The organism is uncultured Clostridium sp. (genome assembly GCF_947039605.1).
In the GTDB taxonomy this organism is placed as follows: domain Bacteria; phylum Bacillota; class Clostridia; order Clostridiales; family Clostridiaceae; genus Sarcina.
On the sequence record NZ_CAMQZG010000004.1, the window covers coordinates 59,838 to 82,574 of the forward strand.

Annotated in this window: 17 protein-coding genes; all 17 read right to left on the reverse strand. The window is 29.0% G+C overall.

Going from position 1 to position 22,737, the window contains the following annotated elements; all coding sequences use genetic code 11:
- Window positions 1-326: 326 nt before the first annotated feature.
- The 17 genes from mgtA to Q0V24_RS02875 all read right to left on the reverse strand — a co-directional run bounded on the left by mgtA (window position 327) and on the right by Q0V24_RS02875 (window position 22,646).
- Window positions 327-2,963, reverse strand: coding sequence for a magnesium-translocating P-type ATPase (gene mgtA / locus Q0V24_RS02795; protein ID WP_297518559.1), 2,637 nt, complete (start codon window positions 2,961-2,963; stop codon window positions 327-329).
- 949 nt (window positions 2,964-3,912) lie between these two features.
- Window positions 3,913-4,440, reverse strand: a complete 528-nt coding sequence (locus Q0V24_RS02800; protein ID WP_297518561.1) for an AmiS/UreI family transporter — start codon at window positions 4,438-4,440, stop codon at window positions 3,913-3,915.
- Window positions 4,441-4,599: 159 nt separating this feature from the next.
- Window positions 4,600-5,445, reverse strand: coding sequence for an urease accessory protein UreD (locus tag Q0V24_RS02805; RefSeq protein WP_297518563.1), 846 nt, complete (start codon window positions 5,443-5,445; stop codon window positions 4,600-4,602).
- Window positions 5,445-6,059: an urease accessory protein UreG gene (gene ureG / locus Q0V24_RS02810; protein ID WP_297518565.1), complete on the reverse strand. Its 615-nt coding sequence runs from the start codon at window positions 6,057-6,059 to the stop codon at window positions 5,445-5,447. The genes Q0V24_RS02805 and ureG overlap by 1 nt, the downstream gene beginning before the upstream one ends.
- 38 nt (window positions 6,060-6,097) lie before the next feature.
- Complete coding sequence (locus Q0V24_RS02815; RefSeq protein ID WP_297518567.1) at window positions 6,098-6,796, reverse strand: urease accessory protein UreF; 699 nt, start codon at window positions 6,794-6,796, stop codon at window positions 6,098-6,100.
- Window positions 6,789-7,319, reverse strand: a complete 531-nt coding sequence (locus Q0V24_RS02820; protein ID WP_297518569.1) for an urease accessory protein UreE — start codon at window positions 7,317-7,319, stop codon at window positions 6,789-6,791. Before Q0V24_RS02820 ends, Q0V24_RS02815 begins: the two co-directional genes overlap by 8 nt.
- A gap of 188 nt (window positions 7,320-7,507) precedes the next feature.
- Complete coding sequence (ureC, locus tag Q0V24_RS02825; protein ID WP_297518570.1) at window positions 7,508-9,223, reverse strand: urease subunit alpha; 1,716 nt, start codon at window positions 9,221-9,223, stop codon at window positions 7,508-7,510.
- A gap of 29 nt (window positions 9,224-9,252) precedes the next feature.
- Window positions 9,253-9,585 (reverse strand): urease subunit beta, encoded by a 333-nt coding sequence (locus Q0V24_RS02830; protein WP_297518571.1) that lies wholly within the window; start codon window positions 9,583-9,585, stop codon window positions 9,253-9,255.
- Window positions 9,586-9,607: 22 nt separating this feature from the next.
- Window positions 9,608-9,910, reverse strand: coding sequence for an urease subunit gamma (locus Q0V24_RS02835; RefSeq protein ID WP_297518572.1), 303 nt, complete (start codon window positions 9,908-9,910; stop codon window positions 9,608-9,610).
- Window positions 9,911-10,443: 533 nt separating this feature from the next.
- Window positions 10,444-13,164 carry a hypothetical protein gene (locus Q0V24_RS02840; protein WP_297518573.1) on the reverse strand — a complete coding sequence of 907 codons (2,721 nt, stop codon included), beginning with the start codon at window positions 13,162-13,164 and terminating at the stop codon, window positions 10,444-10,446.
- Between the two features lie 398 nt (window positions 13,165-13,562).
- Complete coding sequence (locus Q0V24_RS02845; RefSeq protein ID WP_297518574.1) at window positions 13,563-14,288, reverse strand: ABC transporter ATP-binding protein; 726 nt, start codon at window positions 14,286-14,288, stop codon at window positions 13,563-13,565.
- Window positions 14,289-14,333: 45 nt separating this feature from the next.
- Window positions 14,334-15,128: an energy-coupling factor transporter transmembrane component T gene (locus Q0V24_RS02850; protein WP_297518575.1), complete on the reverse strand. Its 795-nt coding sequence runs from the start codon at window positions 15,126-15,128 to the stop codon at window positions 14,334-14,336.
- Between the two features lie 71 nt (window positions 15,129-15,199).
- Window positions 15,200-16,192, reverse strand: a complete 993-nt coding sequence (cbiM, locus tag Q0V24_RS02855) for a cobalt transporter CbiM (protein ID WP_297518576.1) — start codon at window positions 16,190-16,192, stop codon at window positions 15,200-15,202.
- Window positions 16,193-17,053: 861 nt separating this feature from the next.
- On the reverse strand, window positions 17,054-18,223 hold the full coding sequence (locus Q0V24_RS02860) for a hypothetical protein (RefSeq protein WP_297518577.1): 1,170 nt from the start codon (window positions 18,221-18,223) through the stop codon (window positions 17,054-17,056).
- Window positions 18,224-18,577: 354 nt separating this feature from the next.
- Window positions 18,578-20,383: an ABC transporter ATP-binding protein gene (locus Q0V24_RS02865; RefSeq protein ID WP_297518602.1), complete on the reverse strand. Its 1,806-nt coding sequence runs from the start codon at window positions 20,381-20,383 to the stop codon at window positions 18,578-18,580.
- A 55-nt stretch (window positions 20,384-20,438) separates the two neighbouring features.
- Window positions 20,439-22,178 carry an ABC transporter ATP-binding protein gene (locus Q0V24_RS02870; RefSeq protein WP_297518578.1) on the reverse strand — a complete coding sequence of 580 codons (1,740 nt, stop codon included), beginning with the start codon at window positions 22,176-22,178 and terminating at the stop codon, window positions 20,439-20,441.
- Window positions 22,179-22,202: 24 nt separating this feature from the next.
- The gene (locus tag Q0V24_RS02875; protein ID WP_297518579.1) at window positions 22,203-22,646 is read right to left on the reverse strand and encodes a MarR family transcriptional regulator; all 444 of its coding nucleotides are present in this window, start codon (window positions 22,644-22,646) and stop codon (window positions 22,203-22,205) included.
- Window positions 22,647-22,737: the final 91 nt, after the last annotated feature.

Consider the following 22,737-nt stretch of genomic DNA (forward strand, 5'->3'; position numbering starts at 1 on the left):
CTTATATGAATTTCTTTTTCCATTCTAAATTAATTATCTATTATAACTATAATTTTCGCATAATTATTCATAAATAACTATTATAATACATAAATTAAAAAACTTCTATTATATTTAATCAAAAAAAAGGAGCTATTTTTTCAAATAACTCCTTTTATTAATTTAATTCTTTAACTTAATAAAATATCTTTCTATTAACTTTTTTATTTTATAACTTAAAGATCCTTCTTGATTAAAACTAAAGCTGGAAGACCTAAATAAGCAATAAATCCAGCAATAAATCCAAGAATCATTAGTGTATGATCCATTTTAAATTCCTCCCTCAATTATAGAAGCGCTTTAAAGCTTCTAATATAAAGTCTCTTAACAAATTGAGTTAAAATACATAGTAATATCATTAACCCGAAGATATATAAGATATACCAAGGTGTGATATAAACCATACCCATAGCGTGTCCAATAGCTGTATAAGGTAATATCCATCCAACTAATAAGGCACCAACTATAGATAAGTTAAATATCCATGATGGGTTACTTTGTATAAATGGTATCTTCTCTGTTCTTAATGTATATAACACGAAGATAGAGTTTGAAACTCCCTCAATAAACCAACCTGTTTGGAATAAGTGAGAAGTTGCCATAGTTGTAGCACCAAATATAAACCACATAGTAAGGAATGTAATAATATCAAATAGCGAGTTAGTAGGACCAAATACAATTAGCATCTTTCCTATTTCTCTAGCTTTCCATTTTCTTGGCTTTGCAATAAGCTCTGGGTCAACATTATCCCAAGGGATAAATAATTGAGTAATATCATAAACCAAGTTTTGTACTAATAATTCAAGAGGTAACATAGGTACGAATGGTAAGAAAATACTTGCCATAAGAACACTAATAGAGTTACCATAATTTGAACTTGCAGTAATTTTTAGATATTTTGTAGCATTAGCGAAAACTTTTCTACCTTCAATAATACCATCTTTAAGTACCATAAGATCTTTTTCAAGTAATATAACATCAGCACTTTCTTTTGCAATCTCAACAGCAGTATCTACTGAAATTCCAACATCTGATTCTTTTAATGCGATAGAGTCATTAATTCCATCTCCCATAAAAGCAACAACTTTATCAGCATTTTTTAATACTCGTACAATTCTTGCTTTTTGTAGTGGATTTAACTTAGCAAAAACATTTACTTTTAAAGCTTTAACCGTTAACTCTTCATCAGTCATCTTAGCAATATCAGGTCCAAGTAAAATTCCAGATATCTCAAAATCTACTTGCTCACAAACTTTTTTAGTAACAAGTTCATTATCACCAGTTAAAATTTTAACCTGAACACCATAATAATCAAGAGCAGTTAAAGCCTCCTTAGTTGTTTCTTTTGGTGGATCTAAGAATCCTAAGAATCCTATTAATGTCATTTCTGATTCATCCTCAAGGTTTGCAGACTTCTTATCAATTGTTTTCTTAGCAATTGCAATAACTCTCATTCCCTCAAGATTTAAACGATCTATCTTTTTCTTTAAATCAGCAATAATCTGCTCATTTTTTTCTACTATCTCACCGTTTATTTCAATAAACTTAGATATATGTAACATTTCTTCAAATGCACCTTTTGTTATTAATTTAGAAGTATTATCTTCTTCAATTAACACAGACATTCTTCTTCTAGTAAAATCAAATGCTAATTCATCAAGTTTTTTATACTTATCTTTCATTTCTTTATCAATATTCTTTTCTTTAGCACGATCCATGATTGCAAAATCAATAACATTTTGTAATCCATCTTGGCTTACACTATTGATATAAGCATATTTTAATACTTCTTCAGAATTCATTCCTGAAGCATCAATACATTCTTCAACTCTAATATGATCATCTGTTAATGTACCAGTTTTATCTGTACAAAGAATCTCAATAGATCCAAAGTTTTGTATTGAGTTGATTTTTTTAACAACTGTTTTCTTCTTAGCCATTTTAACTGCACCTTTTGCAAGGTTTTCAGATATGATAGCTGGTAACATCTCTGGTGTTAAACCTACCGCAAGTGATGCAGCAAACATTAGAGAGTCTAAGAAACTACCTGTTTGATACCAATCTATGACTAGTACTAAAGGAACCATTACAAACATGAATTTTAAAAGCATTTTAGATACTTGTCTTACACTTCTATCAAAGTCTGTTTCTGTATCTGCTTCTTGTAATGATGCCTGCATAGCACCAAAATATGTATTTTTACCTGTCCCAATAACAACCGCAATTGCTGTCCCACTAACAACATTAGTCCCTAAAAGACAAATATTTGTGTAATCTCCAACCTCTGTGCTATTTGAATTATTTAAAGGGAATTTTTCTATTGGCTCAGATTCTCCAGTCAAAGTTGATTGACTAATAAAAAGATCCTTACACTCTAGAATTTTCAAATCAGCAGGAATCATATCTCCTACTTGTAATTTAATTATATCTCCTACAACTAAATTTTTTGTATCAATAGTTTCAAAGGCTTTATTATTTCTCTTTACTAAGCATACACTTCGAACAAAATTTTCTAATGCTTTTGCTGCTCTTCCAGATCTATACTCCTGAGTGAATTGAATTATTCCTCCAGTTAATATTAAGAAAATAATAATATAAATTTGTGACCAACTCTGTTGTGATTTTGGAACAAACACAACACCAGTTAAGTAACTTATAATTGCAATAATTACTAATACCGCTGCGAATGGATTTATAAATGATTTTATAAACTGAACAATCACTGGCGTATTCTTATTAGCATTAGTATCATTCTTTCCATAAGTTGAAATATTCTCTTTAACCTGAGAATCAGTAAGCCCATCAAGTGATGTCTTAAATGTTGTTAATAATTTTTCATTCGACAATTCACTATTTTTATGAATTTTCGAATTAATATTATTAAAATGTTCTTGATCAAACTTTTTAACTTTTTGTTTTTTCATAGAATAATCTCCCTCTATTAATATTAAACTTTAAATATTCTAAATTCGCATTGAGAATCTATTTTCAAAAGAAAAATAAAATCTAAATGAGAACTCTTTTTCAAAGCCGATTTTTATTCTACACATAAAATTTAGCAAGTTCAATACTCTCCTTGTCACTAAAATCAAATCTTTATAGCGATATTTTTATAATTTTAAGGGAATTTATAAAAGTAATATTATAAAATTCCCAATATACTTAATAAAATCAATTTCAAATCGTACTTTTAACATTAAATTCATATATTTAACTTTTTGTTAAATTATTTTTTTGTTACTAAAACATCTTTTTTTCTTAATTATTAATAATATAATTAGGTTAAAATTTATAAACAGATATAAAAATAGCTTATTAATTAAAAATGTAATTTTAATTAAAAAAACAACTTTTTATTTACAATTAAAATATAAAGCAGTAAAAACTATATTTCATTTGAGTATCACCTAATTTCTTTTATTATTTACAGCTTCCTACTTACCTAAGTCCTACTCATTTAATCTCTTCTACAAGCCCCTTAGACGCTTTTTAAGAGTTTTAACTATACTTACTTTAATTATATACTATCTGTAAATTAAAATGCATTAAACTCATTTTTTTCATTAGCTCTAATATTTATAATATATGAAAATAATTAATTAACATAGCTGCTGAAACTCCTAATATAGCAATTAAAATTAATATAATTAATTTTGCATTAGATTGTTTTCCTACACACATTCATTTCACCCCCTAAAACTTAATATAAAGTATAAATTCCACTTAGCCACGCTTATATAATAAAATAAAAAAAAACTGTATCCAAATACTCTCTAAATAGTATCTTGATACAGTTTCCTTAATTTAAGTATTAGTAATGTTATTCTACTATGTAAATTAAAATTTCTAAAAATACTTTAAATTACTATTTGATTATTTCCATATTGATATAAGTATTAAGAATCCAGGAATCCACGCTGTGAATATACCTTCAAATATACTTAACCAAGGAGTGAACTTACCAAGGTTTTTCTTCCAAACGATTTCGATTGGTGCTGTAACCCAAAGTACTCCCCATGCCCACCATATAAGTGCCATAAGTATGTTCCATATTCCGCCTTCTCTCCATTGTAAGATACCAGCTGGAATTGTAGTAATTGCAACGTATAATGAATACCATGCAAATATTCTTCCATCTAAATTAAATATTCCATTAATTCCGATGAATAAGTAAGTAAATCCGAATAATAATCCTGTTGCTGCTGCATAATATGGACTATTTAATCCTGTTGATGAGTGCTGCGCTGCTGCGATTAATAATGTTCCAAAGTTAGCAACTATTGATAATCCACCAGTGAATAAGTTCATAATAGCTGATGCCTTAGGGTCTATATTTGTTAATGTAGCAATACCGTTTGTTATAAGTACTACTCCGACATAAAGTAAAACTGCTCCTAACATTATGTTACCTCCATATATTCTTTTTTTTTAACATTGATAATTTTACAATAATTTAATGAAATTTTCAACATTTTTCAACATTTTTCACATTTTATTCAAATTTTAATGTTTTATTGGATAATTTCATTTTTTTTATACAAATTATTAAAAAATCATATACTATCGTTTGCCTAATTGTAATTCATTCGCACCGAATTTTTCACTTCTTAGGTGATTTATACAAGCAAACATTGCTTTCTCTAAATCTTGAGTTAAATTTCCCATAACTCTTAAAACTAATCCATTGCATTCTAATTTAGTAATTCCAGCTCTTATATCAAGATTTAAGTCTTTTATCTTTTCTCTTAATATCTCTATAAAATTGTCATTAACTAACTTATCAACCATTATTAGTGAGCTATAATTATTATATTCTTCTAAGAATCCTATTGAAGACATATCATCTTCTCTTGGATTTAACTTAAGGTTATCAAGCATAGCTGGTTTACCATCAATAAACATCTTTAATCTCATCTGTATAGCCTTATACTGGAATCTCTTCCCGTCTGGAGACCATCCTGATGTAAGACCTTCAGTATAAACTAAACTTGAAGTCTCTTTTAAATTTATAGTTGTCTCTTGTCTAAACATAGCATCTTTAAATAAAATAACATTATCAGTTATATACTCAAGAGAAGCATTTTCTCCAACATAGACTTCATTTTCTTGATATGATGGGTGTCCATTTTCACACTTATAAACTTTAGTAGCTGCTTGAGTTGTTACAACCGCTCTAGCATTATCTTTAACGCCTATTGCAGTTCTAAACTTCTCTTTCTCAACATAGCCACCACCAAGTTGCATTAAATAATAACATGGAACTCCATCTGTATCTAAATATAGTGCTCTAGCTAACTTTGCTATACCAGTAAAGTAAGCTACTTCTGTTGCATATTTTTCACCTTTTTTTCCTATAACAAGTTCTGAATTAGCTGCATATTCTTTTTCGTTTACTTCTTTAAACATTATTCAGCAATCCCTTCTAAAAGACATTTCTTTTGTACCCAAGATTTAACTTGCTCAATTCCTGCATCTTGCTTAAGGTTTGTAAATATGAAACTATCTTCATTTCTAAATACCATAGTATCTTTTCTCATTACTTCAAGATCTGCACCAACATATGGAGCTAAATCTATTTTGTTTATAACAAATAAATCACTCTTAATCATACCTTGTCCAGCTTTTCTTGGTATCTTTTCACCTTGAGCAACATCAATTATATACATTGAAAAATCAACTAAATCTGGACTAAATGTAGCTGCAAGGTTATCTCCACCACTCTCTACAAATATAAGATCTAAATCATCAAAGTTATTCTTTAATTCTTCTATAGCTGCAAAGTTCATTGAAGCATCTTCTCTTATTGCTGTATGAGGGCATCCGCCAGTCTCAACACCAACAATTCTCTCTTCTGGTAATACTGAGTTCTTAACCATGAATTTAGCATCTTCTTTTGTGTAAATATCATTAGTGATAACTGCACATTTATAATCCCCATCCATGCTTCTTGTTAGTCTTTCTATTAATAAAGTTTTTCCAGCACCTACTGGTCCACCTACTCCTATTACTACTGGTCTCATATTAAGACACTCCTTTCGCTTTTAAAAATAAATAATATCTAACTCATAAATAATCTAAATATTTGTGTTTCATGTTTAATTTGTGACATTTCAATTCCTGGAACATTTGCTCCAAAGTCTTCTTCTGTTAATGTCTCTATATATGTATAGAATTGTTCAAATCCATCTGCAAATTCTTTCAGTATTACCTGTCCATCTTTTTGGCCAAGAGGAATTGTTCTTACTGCATTTTGCACAAGTGTTGAAACTGTTGCATACATATGATACATGATAGCTCTTTTTAAAGGTATCTCTAAACTATGCATCATTATTGCAAATGCTATAGCAGGATGTCCATATGCTTCTTTACTTTTTAATTTTCTTTGATATTCTACTAAAATATCATTGTCATATAAGTCTAATAGAAGTTCACACATTCTTCTTGCTACAAGTTTAGCTCCAGTTCTAGTTTCTCTTGGAATACTCTGAACTGCCATCCATGTATCTAATGTCCATATTTCTTCTAATTCATTTTTTTCTAAAGCTTCAAATACAAATCTTATTGCTAACGCATCTGTTTGTGCAAATGAATCTTTTAAAAAGGCTTTTAACCAACTATTTAATGATTTTGCATCATTAATTTTTTCTGTTCTTAAGTAATTTTCCATACCATATGAGTGGTTAAATGATCCAACGGGGAATTGTGAATCACATAATTGAAGCATTCTTAAGATTTCTACTGTATCTAAACTATACATGTTTGTGCCCAAACTCTACATGTCTAAATGCTTTTTCTAATGTAACATTCTCTCTTGAATATGGAATAGCTTCTTCTTTTAATAAATCTTCAACTAGATTATCATATTCTAAAATCATCATTCCATCTCTAAATTGAGCTGGAAGGTGTCTATTTCCTAAGCTATGCGCAATTTTCCCCATGTCTGTTAGATTAGTAGGTTTTATTATAAGGACATCATCTGATTTTACAGCGATAACAACCATGTTTTTCTCTGTTTTTAAAAGTATATCCCCATCTCTTAAAACTGTACTCTTTGGTAAAGAAATACCAAATTCATGTCCATGATCTGACATTACTCTATTTATTCTTTTAAGTAATTCATCACTTTTTAAATATATTTTTTCTATATGTAATTTATGGTCATGATTATGATTGCTTTCTTCATGATTGTGTTCATGAACATGATTATCTTTCTCATCTTCGTGATTATGATCATGAGTATGTTTATCATAAATATTTCCTAATACTTTATCTAATATCATATTATTTCTCCTAACACTTTTGTATTATCAGACATTTACTAAAATAAATCTTTTCCATTCAAGACTTACTATATTAAATAATAATTAAATTATTTATTATTTATTTTCTTATATCATTATCCTATTTTAATAAATATCTAGCATAGTAAACTATGCTAGATATTATAAATGTTATTTATCTTACTAAATTAGAATAAGAAGTATCTTTGTGTTAATGGTAATTCTGTAGCTGGTGAACATGTAACTGCAACGCCATCTACTGAAACTACATAACTTTGAGGATCAACTTCTATTGTAGGAGTTGCATCATTAAGTTTCATATCTTTTTTAGATAAGTTTCTTACACCATGAACTGGTAATACTTGCTTATCAAGTTTTAACTCTTCTTTAATTCCATTTTCATAAGCAACTTTTGATACGAATGTCATACATGTATCTCCAGGTCCTTTTCCAGTAGCATAGTACATATCTCTAAGTACTCTTGGCTGAACTGTTGGAATTGATGCGTTAGCATCTCCTGAAACTGCCATAACTGTTAATCCTTTTTTGATTATAGCTTCTGGTTTAGCTCCAAAGAATTGTGGTGTCCACATTACTAAGTCAGCATATTTGCCTACTTCAACTGAACCGATATAATCTGAAATACCTTGAGTTATAGCTGGGTTGATTGTATATTTAGCAACATATCTTTTAATTCTGTTATTATCGTTAAATTCACTATCTCCTTCTAATACTCCTCTGTGATTTTTCATATGGTGAGCTACTTGCCATGTTCTAGTAATAACTTCACCAATTCTACCCATTGCGATAGCATCTGAACTTGTCATACTAATAACACCCATATCGTGAAGAACATCTTCAGCTTCGATTGTTTGGTGTCTGATTCTTGAGTCAGCAAAAGCTACGTCCTCAGGAATTTTATTATCTAAGTGGTGACAAACCATAAGCATATCTAAGTGCTCAGCAATTGTGTTCACTGTGTATGGAAGTGTTGGGCTTGTTGATGATGGTAATACATAGTCGTATTGTGCAGCCTTGATAATATCAGGAGCATGACCTCCACCAGCACCTTCTGTATGGAATGTATGTATAACCCTTCCATCAATAGCTTCCATAGTATTTTCTAAGAATCCACACTCATTTAATGTATCTGTGTGTATTGATACTTGAATATCATACTTATCAGCTATTTCTAGTGCTTTATCGATACATCCTGCAGTAGCACCCCAGTCTTCATGTATTTTAAGTCCAGCAGCACCAGCTTCTATTTGCTCAGCTCCTGGAGCTTCTGTATAAGCAGCAGCTTTTCCTAATATACCAACGTTTATTGGGAAACTATCATGTGCTCTTAACATTTCTTTGATATGAAGTGGTCCTGGTGTAGCTGTAACAGCATTTGATCCATCATTAGGGCCTGTTCCTCCACCAAATATTGTTGTTATTCCACCTTGTAAAGCAACCTTAATTAAATCAGGGTTGATCATGTGAACGTGTGAATCTATTCCACCAGCAGTGATTATAAATCCTTCTCCAGCTAAAGCTTCTGTAGCAACACCAACGATGAAATCTACATCATCCATAAGATCTGGATTTCCACCTTTACCAATAGCAAGGATTTTTCCATCTCTAATACCGATATCAGCTTTATAAACTCCTGTATAATCTATAATTGTAGCTCCTGATATTATTAAGTCAGCTACTAATGGATTATTTCTTGATTCTGTTATGTTCATTCCCATACCAGCTCTAAGTGTTTTTCCACCACCAAACTTTGCCTCGTCTCCGTGCTTAGTTAAGTCTTTTTCTATTGTTGCGAATAAGTTTGTATCTCCTAATCTGAAGCTATCTCCAACTGTAGGTCCAAACATATCTACGTATGATTTTCTATTCATTTCAAAACTCATAGTATTAACCTCCTATTTATCTTTATTTATTATTTTAATCTTAATTCTCTTTGGTAATCTAAGTTTCCGTTAACTTTATCATTTAATCCGTAAACATTTCTGCTTCCAGTCATTTCGATTAATTGAACTTCTTTCTCATCACCTGGCTCAAATCTTACAGCTGTTCCTGATGGAATGTCTAATCTCTTTCCATAAGCTGCTTCTCTATCAAATTCTAATCCTGTATTTACTTCATAGAAGTGGTAGTGTGAACCAATTTGAACTGGTCTATCACCTGTATTGACAACTCTTAGGCTTATAGTTTCTGAACCTTCATTCATTAAAACTTTACCTTCTGCTAATTTGTATTCTCCTGGTATCATAATCGTAAACCTCCTTTTAAAATTATCTTATTGGGTCGTGAACTGTTACAAGCTTAGTTCCATCTGGGAATGTAGCTTCTATTTGAATAGCATGTATCATTTCTGGAACACCTGCCATAACTTCATCTGATGAAATTACATTTCTACCTGTTGACATAAGTGTTTCAACACTTACTCCGTCTCTAGCACCTTCCATAAGGAAATCTGTTATTACAGCAACACTCTCTGGATAGTTAAGTTTTAAACCTCTGTCTCTTCTTCTGTTTGCAAGATCAGCGGCAACAACCATCATTAATCTTTCTTGCTCTCTTAAAGTAAACTTCATGATTACTCCTCCTTTTATATGTATATTTCATAAGAAATCATTAAACATGATTTTCTTAATGTAATTTACCAACTTAGTTAAATACTTTGCCGGTAGTTATAATTTATAACTTTTTCCTTTTACCGTCAAATTTGTGTTTTGCTTCTTTTTTTAAAAATAATGATATATTTTTAAAAAAATTCATGTAAAATTAAAAAATTTTTAATAATTACTACCACAGTTTAAATAATTAGTTGATATTATTATATTTGATTAAAGTTTTTTCATTTTTTTTAATGTTTTATAAATTATAGGTACTATTCTTGCCAATATAGCACTTTTATATGGTAATAATTTGTATTAGTATTAAATATAGTATATTTTTTCATATTTGATTCAAAGTGAATAAAATTATTTTCTATTCACACTAAAAGGCATAAATCCGTTTAAAAAAGCCATTTACAGATAGCATATCATGATGCATAAATATAATTTTAATGTATAAATCCAAAAAAGTTAATTTCATTTTAATAACAAAATTAACTTTTTTATTTTTAGACTAAAGTTATATTTTTAACTTCTGTTAAATATTCTTCTTTTTCTAAATCTTCTGGATATGATACAACGTATTCTATTTTATTAAATGATAAAGCTCTAATGTAAACATTTGCGCGTTCACTAATAACATCTATTGTTACTCTAGTACGATCTACATCATCTATTAATAATTTTCCAGTTTTAGATTCAGCAAGTGTAGTATAATAAATCTCAAATTTATCAACAGAAGCATCTATGAATTTAAACCATTTTCCAAGTTCTATTTTCTTATCAATAACTAAATTAAATTTACCTAGTTTTTCAACCCCTAGGAAGAATTTACACTTAGCTTCTTTATTTATTACTTTGATAACTCCCCCACGTCTACTTTCTACAAGTCCAAATGCTACACCTGTTTTACTATTAGGCAGTTCTAAATTAGTTCTATCTACTTCTAAACCTAATTCTTCTTGCTTTGTATATGCATCCTTTGTACCAAGTCCTGGGAATACTTCAAAATTATTTATAGTATTATGTTCTCTCATATATTTACCAAATAATATTTTTAAACGTTCTGATTTACTTGAGTTTCCTGCAAATAAAATATTCATTTTAGCATCTGTTGGTATTTTATTATCATCTCTTAAGTCTGATAATGCCTCAAAGAAGTCTTTTACTCCTTTTTCAATTCTTGAGCTAAGTTTTTCTTCAATCTCATCTAAATTAACTTTTAATTTTAATGTAACTAACTTACCATCTTGATTTCTATAAAGATGAACTTCTATCTCATGTTCACTATATAAAGCTTTATAATCATCATGTGCTTCTGTAATAGGTCTTAGTCTTTCCATTAATTGTCTAGTGTTAAGTCTTGCTTCCTTAGATTCTGATATTAACATTTCTGAACCTGGGAAAGCTCTAACTTCTGGTGGTAATATAAATGCTATACTATTTTCTCTTAATAAGTCAGCATTATCTTTAAATACTTCAAAAGATAATAGTTCTAGTAAATTCTCTCCTCCTAAGTATCTATCTCCACCTGCACCAAAGTGTTCAATTACATAGTCAAATCTTTCTTCTTTTTTAGGTGTAGCTTTTCTCCACACACCAAAATCAAAGTCAGTAGTTCCACCACCAAAATCAAAGACTCCATAGTAAATTTCTTCATCTGCTTTTGGATTAAATCCATATGCTTTCATTGCTGATATTGCATATGCAGCTGGCTCATTTGCTCCTTCTTCAACACTAAAATCTTTCATAAATTCTTCATTAGTGTTTAAGCATTTAGGTAGTGATTTTTGAATTCCTTTTCTAAATGAATCAAGTATTTTCTCTCTAATATCCCACTCATAAGTAACCGGGAATGATAAGCTATAATCCATATATACACCTGTATGCATGTTATTAATATATGCACCTATATAATATGCGTATATTTCTATTGGATTAAAATCATCTTCTTTTAATTGCATAAATGGAGGTAGTTCAATTTCTAAACCTGTTTTATCTTTTATTCTTACTTTTGTATCACTATTTCCACACCATTGTTTTAATTCACTAAAGAATGAATAATATTCTTCACTATTACTAGTTAGCATCTTATTTCTAGCTGTGTGTGATACAGTCAGGTCACTCCATTTAGTTTTTGGTCTTCCTTCTTTACCCTCATATAATTTCATGAAACTTTCAAAGTCAACAAATTCCATAACTGTTGGATTTTCATATTGATATGCTTCTACTTTACTTTTATAATCTCCAGCACCAATTCTCATTGGAACAGAATAGTTTCCTTTTTCTTGGTAGACAACAACTGTACTTTTTGTACCAAAGTCAATTCCGACTACTCCATTTTTCTTTATATCTGAACGTGGATTTCTTGCTATAAGAGTTTCTTCTAAATTGATATTAACTTCTGTATCTAGTTTGTCGTACTCTATACTTTCCCATAAATCCCAACTTCCTCTATTAACATCAAATAACATTTTTTCATCATATACTTCTATATCTGCTCTTCTTTTATCAAACTCTAAGTTATCTAATTTGATTTCTTCTATATCATTTTTGAATTCATAAGTTAACTCTTCATTTTTAATATCTTTACGCACTGCTTCTCTATCTACACATAGTCCATTTTCATCTTCAATTACTGGGTAAGCAGCATTAAATTCTATTAGTGTTTCAAGTTCTTTAATTAATTTAAACCCATGTGGTTTAAGATCATTACTTAAAATAAATTTTACTATTCCATTAAATGATAATTCTTCTAACTTCAAGAATGGGAATACAGCAGCTGGGCCCGCCCATAATCTTGGACTTTCTACTCTATATCTTTTAGTCATTCCATGGTCATCACAAAGTAAGTATCCTCTACATCCATGTTTAAATCTCATTTGATTTCTGTTAATTGCGTTTGGATAATTAAAATCTGTTTTAAATAATGGCTCTAAATCTTCAAATTTTGGAACTCTCCAATTAAAACCTTCATATGCATATATATCTTTATAATCTTCTAGTATTTCTCTGATTGGTATTAAATGATCTATATTACTATTTAATAAATATAATGAATTCACTACAAGTGAATAATATTCTTTATTTAAACATACTTTTTTATTTTCAAATTCAATCCATGCATCCCAATTTAATATTTCACTTGCAACATTTTCTAACATATTTTGTATTTTGTCTAATTGATATTCCACATTACTATGTATTTCTTTTATATTTCTTGTCTCCATGTCTCAACACTCCTCAAAATAAATTCATCTTGAAAGTTTAACTAATTTTGCTTTAAGCTTTTATTAAACTTTTCACCAAAATTCTACCACACTAAATTGTTATTAAAAATTCTACTTTTTTTTTTTTAGTCAACTACTATTACAAATAATTAAAAATTTATATATATAAATTAAATCTTTATAATATATTTTGCATACAAAAAAACATTTAAGTATAAAATTCATAATTTTTTTATACTCTCGGTATTATTTTAAAATTATAACTTTTCATTTAAAATAAAGGCTTTTTTATAGATACTTTATTAAGTCTCTGCCTTATTTTAGTTCATAAAAATAGATGATTCTAGCTCACTGCTAAAATCATCATTCAAAATTTTTACTATTCTTTAATTTTTAAATTATAAAATATTATTATTTATTAAAAACTCTTTATCCTCTAACACTTCATGATATTCACCATCTCTTATGATTTCATGATTTTCTGAGAATACAACAACTCTATTAAATACTCCCTCAACATATGCAAATTCATGTGTTGAACATATAATTGTTTTACCACTTTCTCTGAGCTTTATTAAAAAATCTCTTAAGAAACGTTTTCCTTTCGGATCAATTTCATTCATCGGCTCATCTAATACTAAAACATCTGGATTTAAAGAAAGCACACTTGCCATTGCAACTTTTTTCTTTTCACCACCACTTAAATTATATGGCTGTCTATCTTTTAATTTCTCTATTCCTAAAAGGTCTAAACAATCCATTACTCGTTTTTCAACAATATCTTCTGAATAACCCATTTGTCTTGGACCAAAGGCAATTTCATCATAAACAGTAGAGTTAAATAATTGTGCATCTGAATTTTGAAATACAAATCCAACTTTTTGATGAAACTTCTTAGCATTTTTACTGTTATTTAAAAATTTTTCATTTATTTCTTCACCATCAAAAATGTATTTACCCTTTGTTGGATTTACAACTCCATTGATTAATTTTAATAATGTTGATTTCCCACTACCATTTGCTCCAATTAATGCAATTCCTTCTCCAGCTTCTATTTCTAAATCTATATTTTTAAGGGCAATTGTATCTTTGTATGCAAAACATACTTTTTCCATTTTAATCATGTAAGTTCTCCTTATTTTAAGCTCTATTTTATTACTGCTATTTTTCTAATAAATAAAAAATATTACTATTATTGCAATTGTTATTATTAGATATATAGCATCTTTTAAAGTAAATCTAAACTTTTTATAAGAAACATATTCGCCTGTGAATCCTCTACATTCCATTGCTGAATACATATCTTCGCCCATTGATTTAGTTTTGAAAAATAAATTTCCCATTATGTTAGTTACGGCTTTAACTTTATTTTTATTTTTTCCAACAGACCTTAATTTAAGCGCATATAACATTTCTAAAGAAAATTCTCCTAATAAAAATATATATCTAATTGTTATATCAAAAACTAATATAAAAATATCTGATATAAATAATATTTTAAAAGCCTTTGTAATATCATGCCACGCTGTAGTATTAGATAAAATATTTACACCTATTAAAGTTATCATAATTTTGAAAACAATCATCAAACTGTTGTATATATTCCCCATAATCATAGAGGGTATCAAAATTATAAGTGTAAGAATAGGAACTATTATGCTTAATAAAACTATTCTTTTAAGTATCTCTCCATTTAATGTTGCAAGTGACACTAAAAAATATGCTGCTATTAAATATGTATATAAAGGTTCTTTCGACATTGATAAAAATGCAATTAATACAATTGTTGAAATTAATTTAAGCATTGGATTTATCTCATACAAAAGTCCAGTTTCTTTTTGGTCATCTCTTTTAATTCTACCTATTAACCCCATAAAGTGGATAATAGTTTTATCTATAAAGCTATCATTATCTTTTTCAAGGTTGTATTCTTCTTTTTTAAAAAGCCAATCTTTATCATCCAATTCTCATTACCACCTTTTATTTTAGTAAATTAGCCCTATCCACCAAAATTGCTGAATAGGACTAATCCTAATTAATCAAAATTTACTGGCTCATCTTTTTTAAGACTTGCTAGTATTTTAAATAAAATTACTAAAAGAACTACTCCTATTACCCCTGATAGAATATATCCTGGTATAGTCCCCATCCCTGCAAAGCCATATCCTGAGCCAATTGCTTGATAATCGACTCCTGATTTCATACCTTTTGGAACATACCCAATCATTGCTTTTAATGCTGAAGAATCCCATTCTCCCCAAGCTGATCTGCTTGCTGCAAATAATCCTATTGGCACTATAATTATCATTGCTACTAATAATCCAATTAATCCTTTGTAAATTTTCTTTGTACCTTTTATTTCATTTGCATAGATAGTATCATCTGATGCTTTTTTTATGTATGAATATACTGCTACTGTAACTATTCCCTCAACGATTCCAATAATTGCATGAGCTGACATCATTGCTGGAATTGAAACACTAAATGGATATGGGCAATATAATGCTTGCCCTGCAGCGTTGTGGAATAATATTGGTTGTATTCCAAGTTCTAATGATGCAGAAAAAGCAGCTAAATTCAGTGCTATGTATCCTGCAATGAATGCACCTATTTTTTCACCTTTAGAACTTTTTATTCTATTTTTCAAGAAATTAAATATAAAATAACTTGAGAAAGCCATAACTGCTGCCATATTAAATGCATTAGCTCCATATGCTAAAACTCCACCATCACCAAAGAATAGTGCTTGTATTAATAATGCTATTGAGGTTGATATTACTGCTGCATACGGCCCTAAAATAATTGCGGTCAGGGCTGTCCCAACTGCATGCGCACTTGTCCCCCCTGGTGTTGGAACATTGAACATCATTATTAAAAATGAAAATGCTGCAAAAACACCAAGTAGTGGTATTTTCTTTTTACTTAATTCTTTTTTTACTTTTTTTGCTGAAATAACCCATATTGGTATCATAACAGCTCCCATAACTGCACATGTTGATGGACTTAAATAATTATCTGGTATATGCATTTTTTTCCTCCTTCGTTAACTATGCTATGTTAAATTGTCACAGTGTTTTCATTAATATTACAATATTAATTTTAAATAGTAAATTTAGTATTATTGCTATTTTTTTATATAACTATATATTATTTATGTAATTTATTAGCTATTTCTTATTCTTTATTACTAATTTTTTCTTATTCTTTAATTTTTTTTAATTTTTTCTTATTTTTTCATTGAAATACCATTCTCAATTAAGATTTATATTATCATTTATTTTTCATAAATATGTTAATTTAAACGATTGTTTTTTTAAAATCATTAATTTTTTTATATTAAAATTAATTTAATATTTTACTGTATAAAAAAAATTCTTTTGACCATAATCTAGTTATACTAATTTATAACTAAATTAAGTTACTGTGGTTAAGGTATCTAAAGTTTTAACTAAAATTTGAGAGAATTCTCCCATCTCTACAGGTGGTGAGATGAATCGATGTAGCTTTAGCTAAACGTAAATAATTCCCATGTATTAATAATTCAAGCTTGGATATAATATAATTATAGGTTTCCAAAAGCAAGTCTTAAGCTTGCAGTACCGTAGGAAATACGGAAAGGGTTCTCCTAAAAAAACCCATAGCGTTGGAAACTGATAGTCTGTAAAATAATTACCTATATGGTTAGACAGGATTATACGAAGCCCCGACTTCAAGTCTTTAGGCTAAGTGGTGGGTATTTCACTATACTCCTTTATCTTGAATCAATAATACCTTAATCTAAAAAATCTCCTTTTGTTCTAATGCCAAGTGTAGGTATTAGATATTAACTTTGGTATAGAAAAAACTCCTATTGAGCTTGAATCACTCAATAGGAGTTTTTTATTTAAATTTATTCTGCCTCTTTTTTTTGTTCATCTGAATCTGCTTCTTTTACTTCTTTACTCACTTCAACTTTCATTATTTCATATATTGTTTCTGGATTATCATAGTTATCATTTGTCATTTTTTCTATAAGAAGACTATCATCAAACTCTTTTCTGATTAATACTTTATCTTCAAACTTTGTTGGTGTGTATTTTCCATCTGCTAAGTTAACTGAACCTACAAATGATTTATTTGCATAATTATATCCTGATATATATAAATTTTCTCCTAGTATATACGTAGTTGAGTTAGGTTCTATTGAATACTCTTCTCCTGATATGATAACTTTTTTCTCTTTTGTTACCATATCATATTCTATTAAATCTTCACTTCCATTTTCTAAGCTTGTTAATCCATATATTTTTTCACCATATACTAAAGGATTTTTTATATCTTCTATTTTAGTAACCATATTTTCTGTAAGTACATCCGCTCTATCTATTCCTTCTATATTTATTACATATGTGTCATTTTTAACTTCAACATCTTTTTTGTCATCCTCTGATGTTGTTGTTTCTCCTATATTAAATACTAAAAGATTATTAGCTAGATGTAAGTTATGAAAATAATTATCTGAATTAAACAATTCAAATCCATAATCGAATCCAAATTCATATAATATTACACTAGTATTTTTATCATCATTTTTGCTATCATATGATACTACTAATCTATTTCCATCTATAATATAACCTTCAAGTATTCCTTTTTCTGATACAAAACTTGTATTTGCTACATATTTACCTGACTCATCAAGTTCGCCTACAAAAGTTCCATAGTTATAACCTTGTACACCTGTTGTTCCATCTGCTGTGATTTTTTTGTATGCTATCTTATTTCCAAATATATCTGCAAATGCTATATCATAATTTTCATTTTCTTCTTTATCTATAACTTGAACTTCATTATCACTCTCATCCCATAAACATAGTTCATTATTGTTTGTTAAATATAAATACTTATCCCCCTCTTTATCAACAAGTATATTCTTTTCTTTATCTAGTAAGTCTTCCATGGTCATTGTAGCTTTCTTTTCTTCTACTTTTTCTTCATTTTCTGTTGATCCACATCCTACCATTAATACTGAAGATGATATTGCTGCTAATATTATTAGTTTTACTTTATTATTTAACATAAAACTCTCCCCCCTTGAAAATATTTACATAAAATAATTTTACCATTTTTTTACACATTTTTATAGGATTACATAATTTTTATTGATAAAGTAATTTTTATAGCAAAAACACCACAATCAGATTTCTCTAATTGTGGTGTCTTACGTTTAACTTGTTAATATTATTTTGTGAAAAATGCTTTTTCCACAATTGGTTTTAAAACTAGATTATATAAAAGAACTCCCACCATAATCCAGAAAAGAGTTATCATAGAATCCACCTTCTTTCAAAATTTAAATAATATATCTATAACGCAATTATAATAATTGCTTATGGCAAAATAGTGACTATTTTATTATAGATAGTATTATTTACTAAGCTGGCATATCTTCTGCAAATTGACTATTGTATAAATCTTCATAGAAACCTTTAGCTTCTATAAGGTCATTATGGTTTCCACTTTCAATTACATTACCGTCTTTCATTACAAGAATTATATCAGCATCTTTGATTGTTGATAGTCTATGTGCTATTACAAAACTTGTTCTTCCTTCCATTAGCTTATTCATTGCATTTTGTATGAATACTTCTGTTCTTGTATCTACACTACTTGTTGCTTCATCAAGTATTAATATTGATGGGTCTGCAAGTATCGCTCTAGCTATTGTTAGAAGTTGTTTTTGTCCTTGTGAAATATTTGATGCTTCTTCATTTAAGATAGTATCATAACCATCTGCAAGTGTTCTGATAAAGTGGTCTGCATGAGCAGCTTTTGCTGCTGAAACTACTTCTTCAAATGTAGCATTATCTACTCCATAGGCAATATTATCTCTTATTGTTCCATTAAATAACCATGTATCCTGAAGAACCATTCCAAATGTGCTTCTTAAATCTTTTCTTGTCATTTCATTGATATCAACTCCATCAATTTTTATTGAACCAGAGTTTACATCATAAAATCTCATTAAAAGATTTATAAGTGTTGTTTTACCTGCCCCCGTTGGGCCAACTATAGCAATTGTTTGACCTGATTTTGCTTCTATATTCATGTTTGTAATAAGAGTTTTCTCTTTTGTATATCCAAATTCAACATTTTCAAATGTAACATTTCCTTTTACAGTTTCAAGTTTAATTGGATTCTCTACTTCTTTAACCTCTTCTTTTTCATCAAGAATTTCAAAAACTCTCTCTGCTGAAGCTGCTGTTGATTGAAGTACGTTCATTATATTTGCAACTTGACTCATTGGTTGTGTAAATTGATTTACATATCTGATAAAAGCTTGTATATCTCCAAGAGTTATATAACCTTTAGTTACAAATATCCCACCAAGAACTGCAATTGCAACATAACTTATATTACTTACAAATCTCATGAATGGCATTATTATACCTGATACAAATTGTGCTCTCCATCCACAGTCATAAAGTCTATCATTCATCTCTTCAAGCTCTTTTATAGAAGCTGTCTCTCTATTAAATGATTTAATTACTTTGTGCCCTGAATAAACTTCTTCTATATGACCATTAATTTTACCTATTTCTCTTTGTTGTGCCACAAAATGCTTTTGTGATCTTTTCATTATAGGTTTTATCCCAAATATTCCTATAGGAATAACTATAAGACAAACAAGTGCAAGCCATATATTTATAGTAAACATCATTATAGCCACACCTATTACTGTGATTAATGATGTTATAAGTTCATTTAAACTTTGTTGAAGTGTTGAACCTATATTTTCAAGGTCATTTGTAACTCTACTAAGTAAATCACCTTTTGAATGTGAGTCAAAGTATTTAAGTGGCAAGTTATTAAGTTTATCTTCAACTTCTTTTCTTAGTTTGAATACTGTCTTTTGTGCAACTGAAGCCATAACATACTTTTGTGCAAATAAGAATACTGAACTAAGTACAAATAATGAGGCTAGTATTACTAATATCCAAAATACATAATGAAAATCTACTGAAGCATTTGGTACTCCCTTATACTTCTCCATTACTCCATCACCAATTTTAGTGATTGCCATTCCGAGAATTTTTGGGCTTACAACACTAAATATTGTTGCAAGAATAGCTAGTATAAATATAACTATCATTCTAACTTTAAAATCTTTAAGATAGCTAAATAATCTTTTCATTGTTCCTTTAAAATCTTTAGCTTTAGCTGTTGGTCCACCAGCCATTCCTTTACCTCTTCCACCAAATGGAGATGCCGATGATTTTGGTTGTTTATTATCCTTAGTTGAACTCATTTTCCATCTCCTCCTTTGAAAGTTGAGATAATGCAATCTCTTTATATAATGGACAATTTTTAGCAAGTTCTTTGTGTGTTCCCATTCCAGCTATTCTACCTTCATCTAAAACTATAATTTTATCTGAATCTTTAGCTGAACTAATTCTTTGAGTTACAACAATAACTGCTGAGTCCTTAGTTTCATCTTTAAGTCCTGCTCTAAGTTTTGCATCTGTTTTAAAATCTAATGCAGAGAAACTATCATCAAACACATAAACTGATGGTTTTCTAACTAAAGCTCTCGCTATTGAAAGTCTTTGTTTTTGACCACCTGAAACATTTGTACCACCCTGAGAAATTTCATGCTTATATTCATTCTCCATGTTTACTATAAACTCTGAAGCTTGTGCAATCTGTGCTGCATGTTTAACCTCTTCATCAGTTGCATCTTCTTTACCATATCTAATATTTTCTTCTATTGTTCCACTAAATAATATTGCTTTTTGAGGTACATATCCTATATTCTCTCTAAGTTCTTCTTGTGAAACATCTTTTATATTTACGCCATTTAATAATATCTCACCTGATGTAATATCATAAAGTCTTGGTATAAGGCTTACAAGTGTAGATTTACCTGAACCTGTCCCACCAATTATTGAAAGTGTTTCTCCTGAATTTACAGCAAATGAAATATCACTAAGAACTGGCGCTTCTGCACCTTCATAAGCAAATGCTACATCTTTAAATTCGATACTTCCTTTTTCTGCCCTCATACTATTTACCTTAACATCATCTTTTATAGATGGTTCTATATCAAATACTTCATTAATTCTTTTTGCTGATGCTGCTCCTCTTGGAATCATAACAAACATCATTGCCATCATGATAAGTGAGAACATTATTTGCATAGCATATTGAATTATTGCCATTAAGTCACCAATTTGAACTGACCCATCATTAATCTTTATAGCACCAATCCAAACAAGTGCGACTGTTGTAAGATTTAATATAAGCATAAGTACTGGTTGCAATGAACCCATAAGCTTGTTTACTTTTATTGATGTATCTGTTAAATCTTTATTTGCCGCATTAAATTTAACACTTTCAAATTCACTTTTATTAAAAGCTCTTATAACTCTTATTCCATTAAGTTTTTCTCTCATTACAAGATTTACTTTATCAAGTTTACTTTGTATTGATTTAAATAAAGGTACACCCTTACTTCCAATCACTGCAATAACAATTATAAGAATTGGTACTGAGAAAGCTAATACTATTGAAAGTTTTGGACTTTTATCAATAGCCATAATTACTCCACCAACCATCATAATTGGTGCTGTTACCATCATTCTTAGAATAGTTATTGTAACTGTTGAAACTTGTGTAATATCATTTGTAGTTCTAGTAGTAAGTGATGCTATTCCTATTTTATCTATATCCGCTTGTGAAAAACTTTCTACTCTTTTAAATAATTTTGATCTTAAATCCCTTGCAAAGCCAATTCCGACTTTTGATATAAAGAAAGTTGCTATTATCATTGCTATCATACCAATTACAGTAACAATAAGCATTTTCCCACCAACACTTACAATATAGCTTGTATCACCTTTGATGATACCTTTATCAACTATATCAGCCATTAAAGTTGGCAACCATAAACTAGTTGCTACTTGAACACCTAAAAGTATTAATATCAAAATCAGAAGACTAGTATAAGGTTTTAAATGCTTGTATAATTTAAGCATATTTCACCATCCTTGTCTTATGTTTTATTTTTCATTTTCTGCACAGTTATTAATTTTTTTAGTAAGATTTCTAAATACAATCTTTTCATCTTCTGTTAGTACATTAAAAGCTTTCATATTAATATTATCCATAGCTTCCCTAACATTTATACATGCATCTCTTCCTTGGTCTGTAAGATATAACCTAGAAATCCTTTTATCTTTTTCATCTTCTCTTTTTTCTACAAAGCCAGCTTTTTCTAATCTTTTAACCGTAACAGTTACTGTTGCTGCTTGTATATTAAGAGCTTTTGCAATATCCTTTTGTCTTCGCCCTTCCTCCTTCATCAGTAAAAATAATAAAGGTGGTTGCCCTGCATATAAATTATATTTTTCTAGGACTGCTCTACTCTTTCTAAAGTGTCCTTTCATCATTCTTCTTAATTCATCATATAATTCTTGATCTTCTTTACTATAAATTTTTCTCACCTCACTTAGTTAGTCAACTACTTAGTCGACTAACTAATTATTGCATAGCCCTATTATAGTTGTCAATTATATATTTTAATTATTTTGTAAT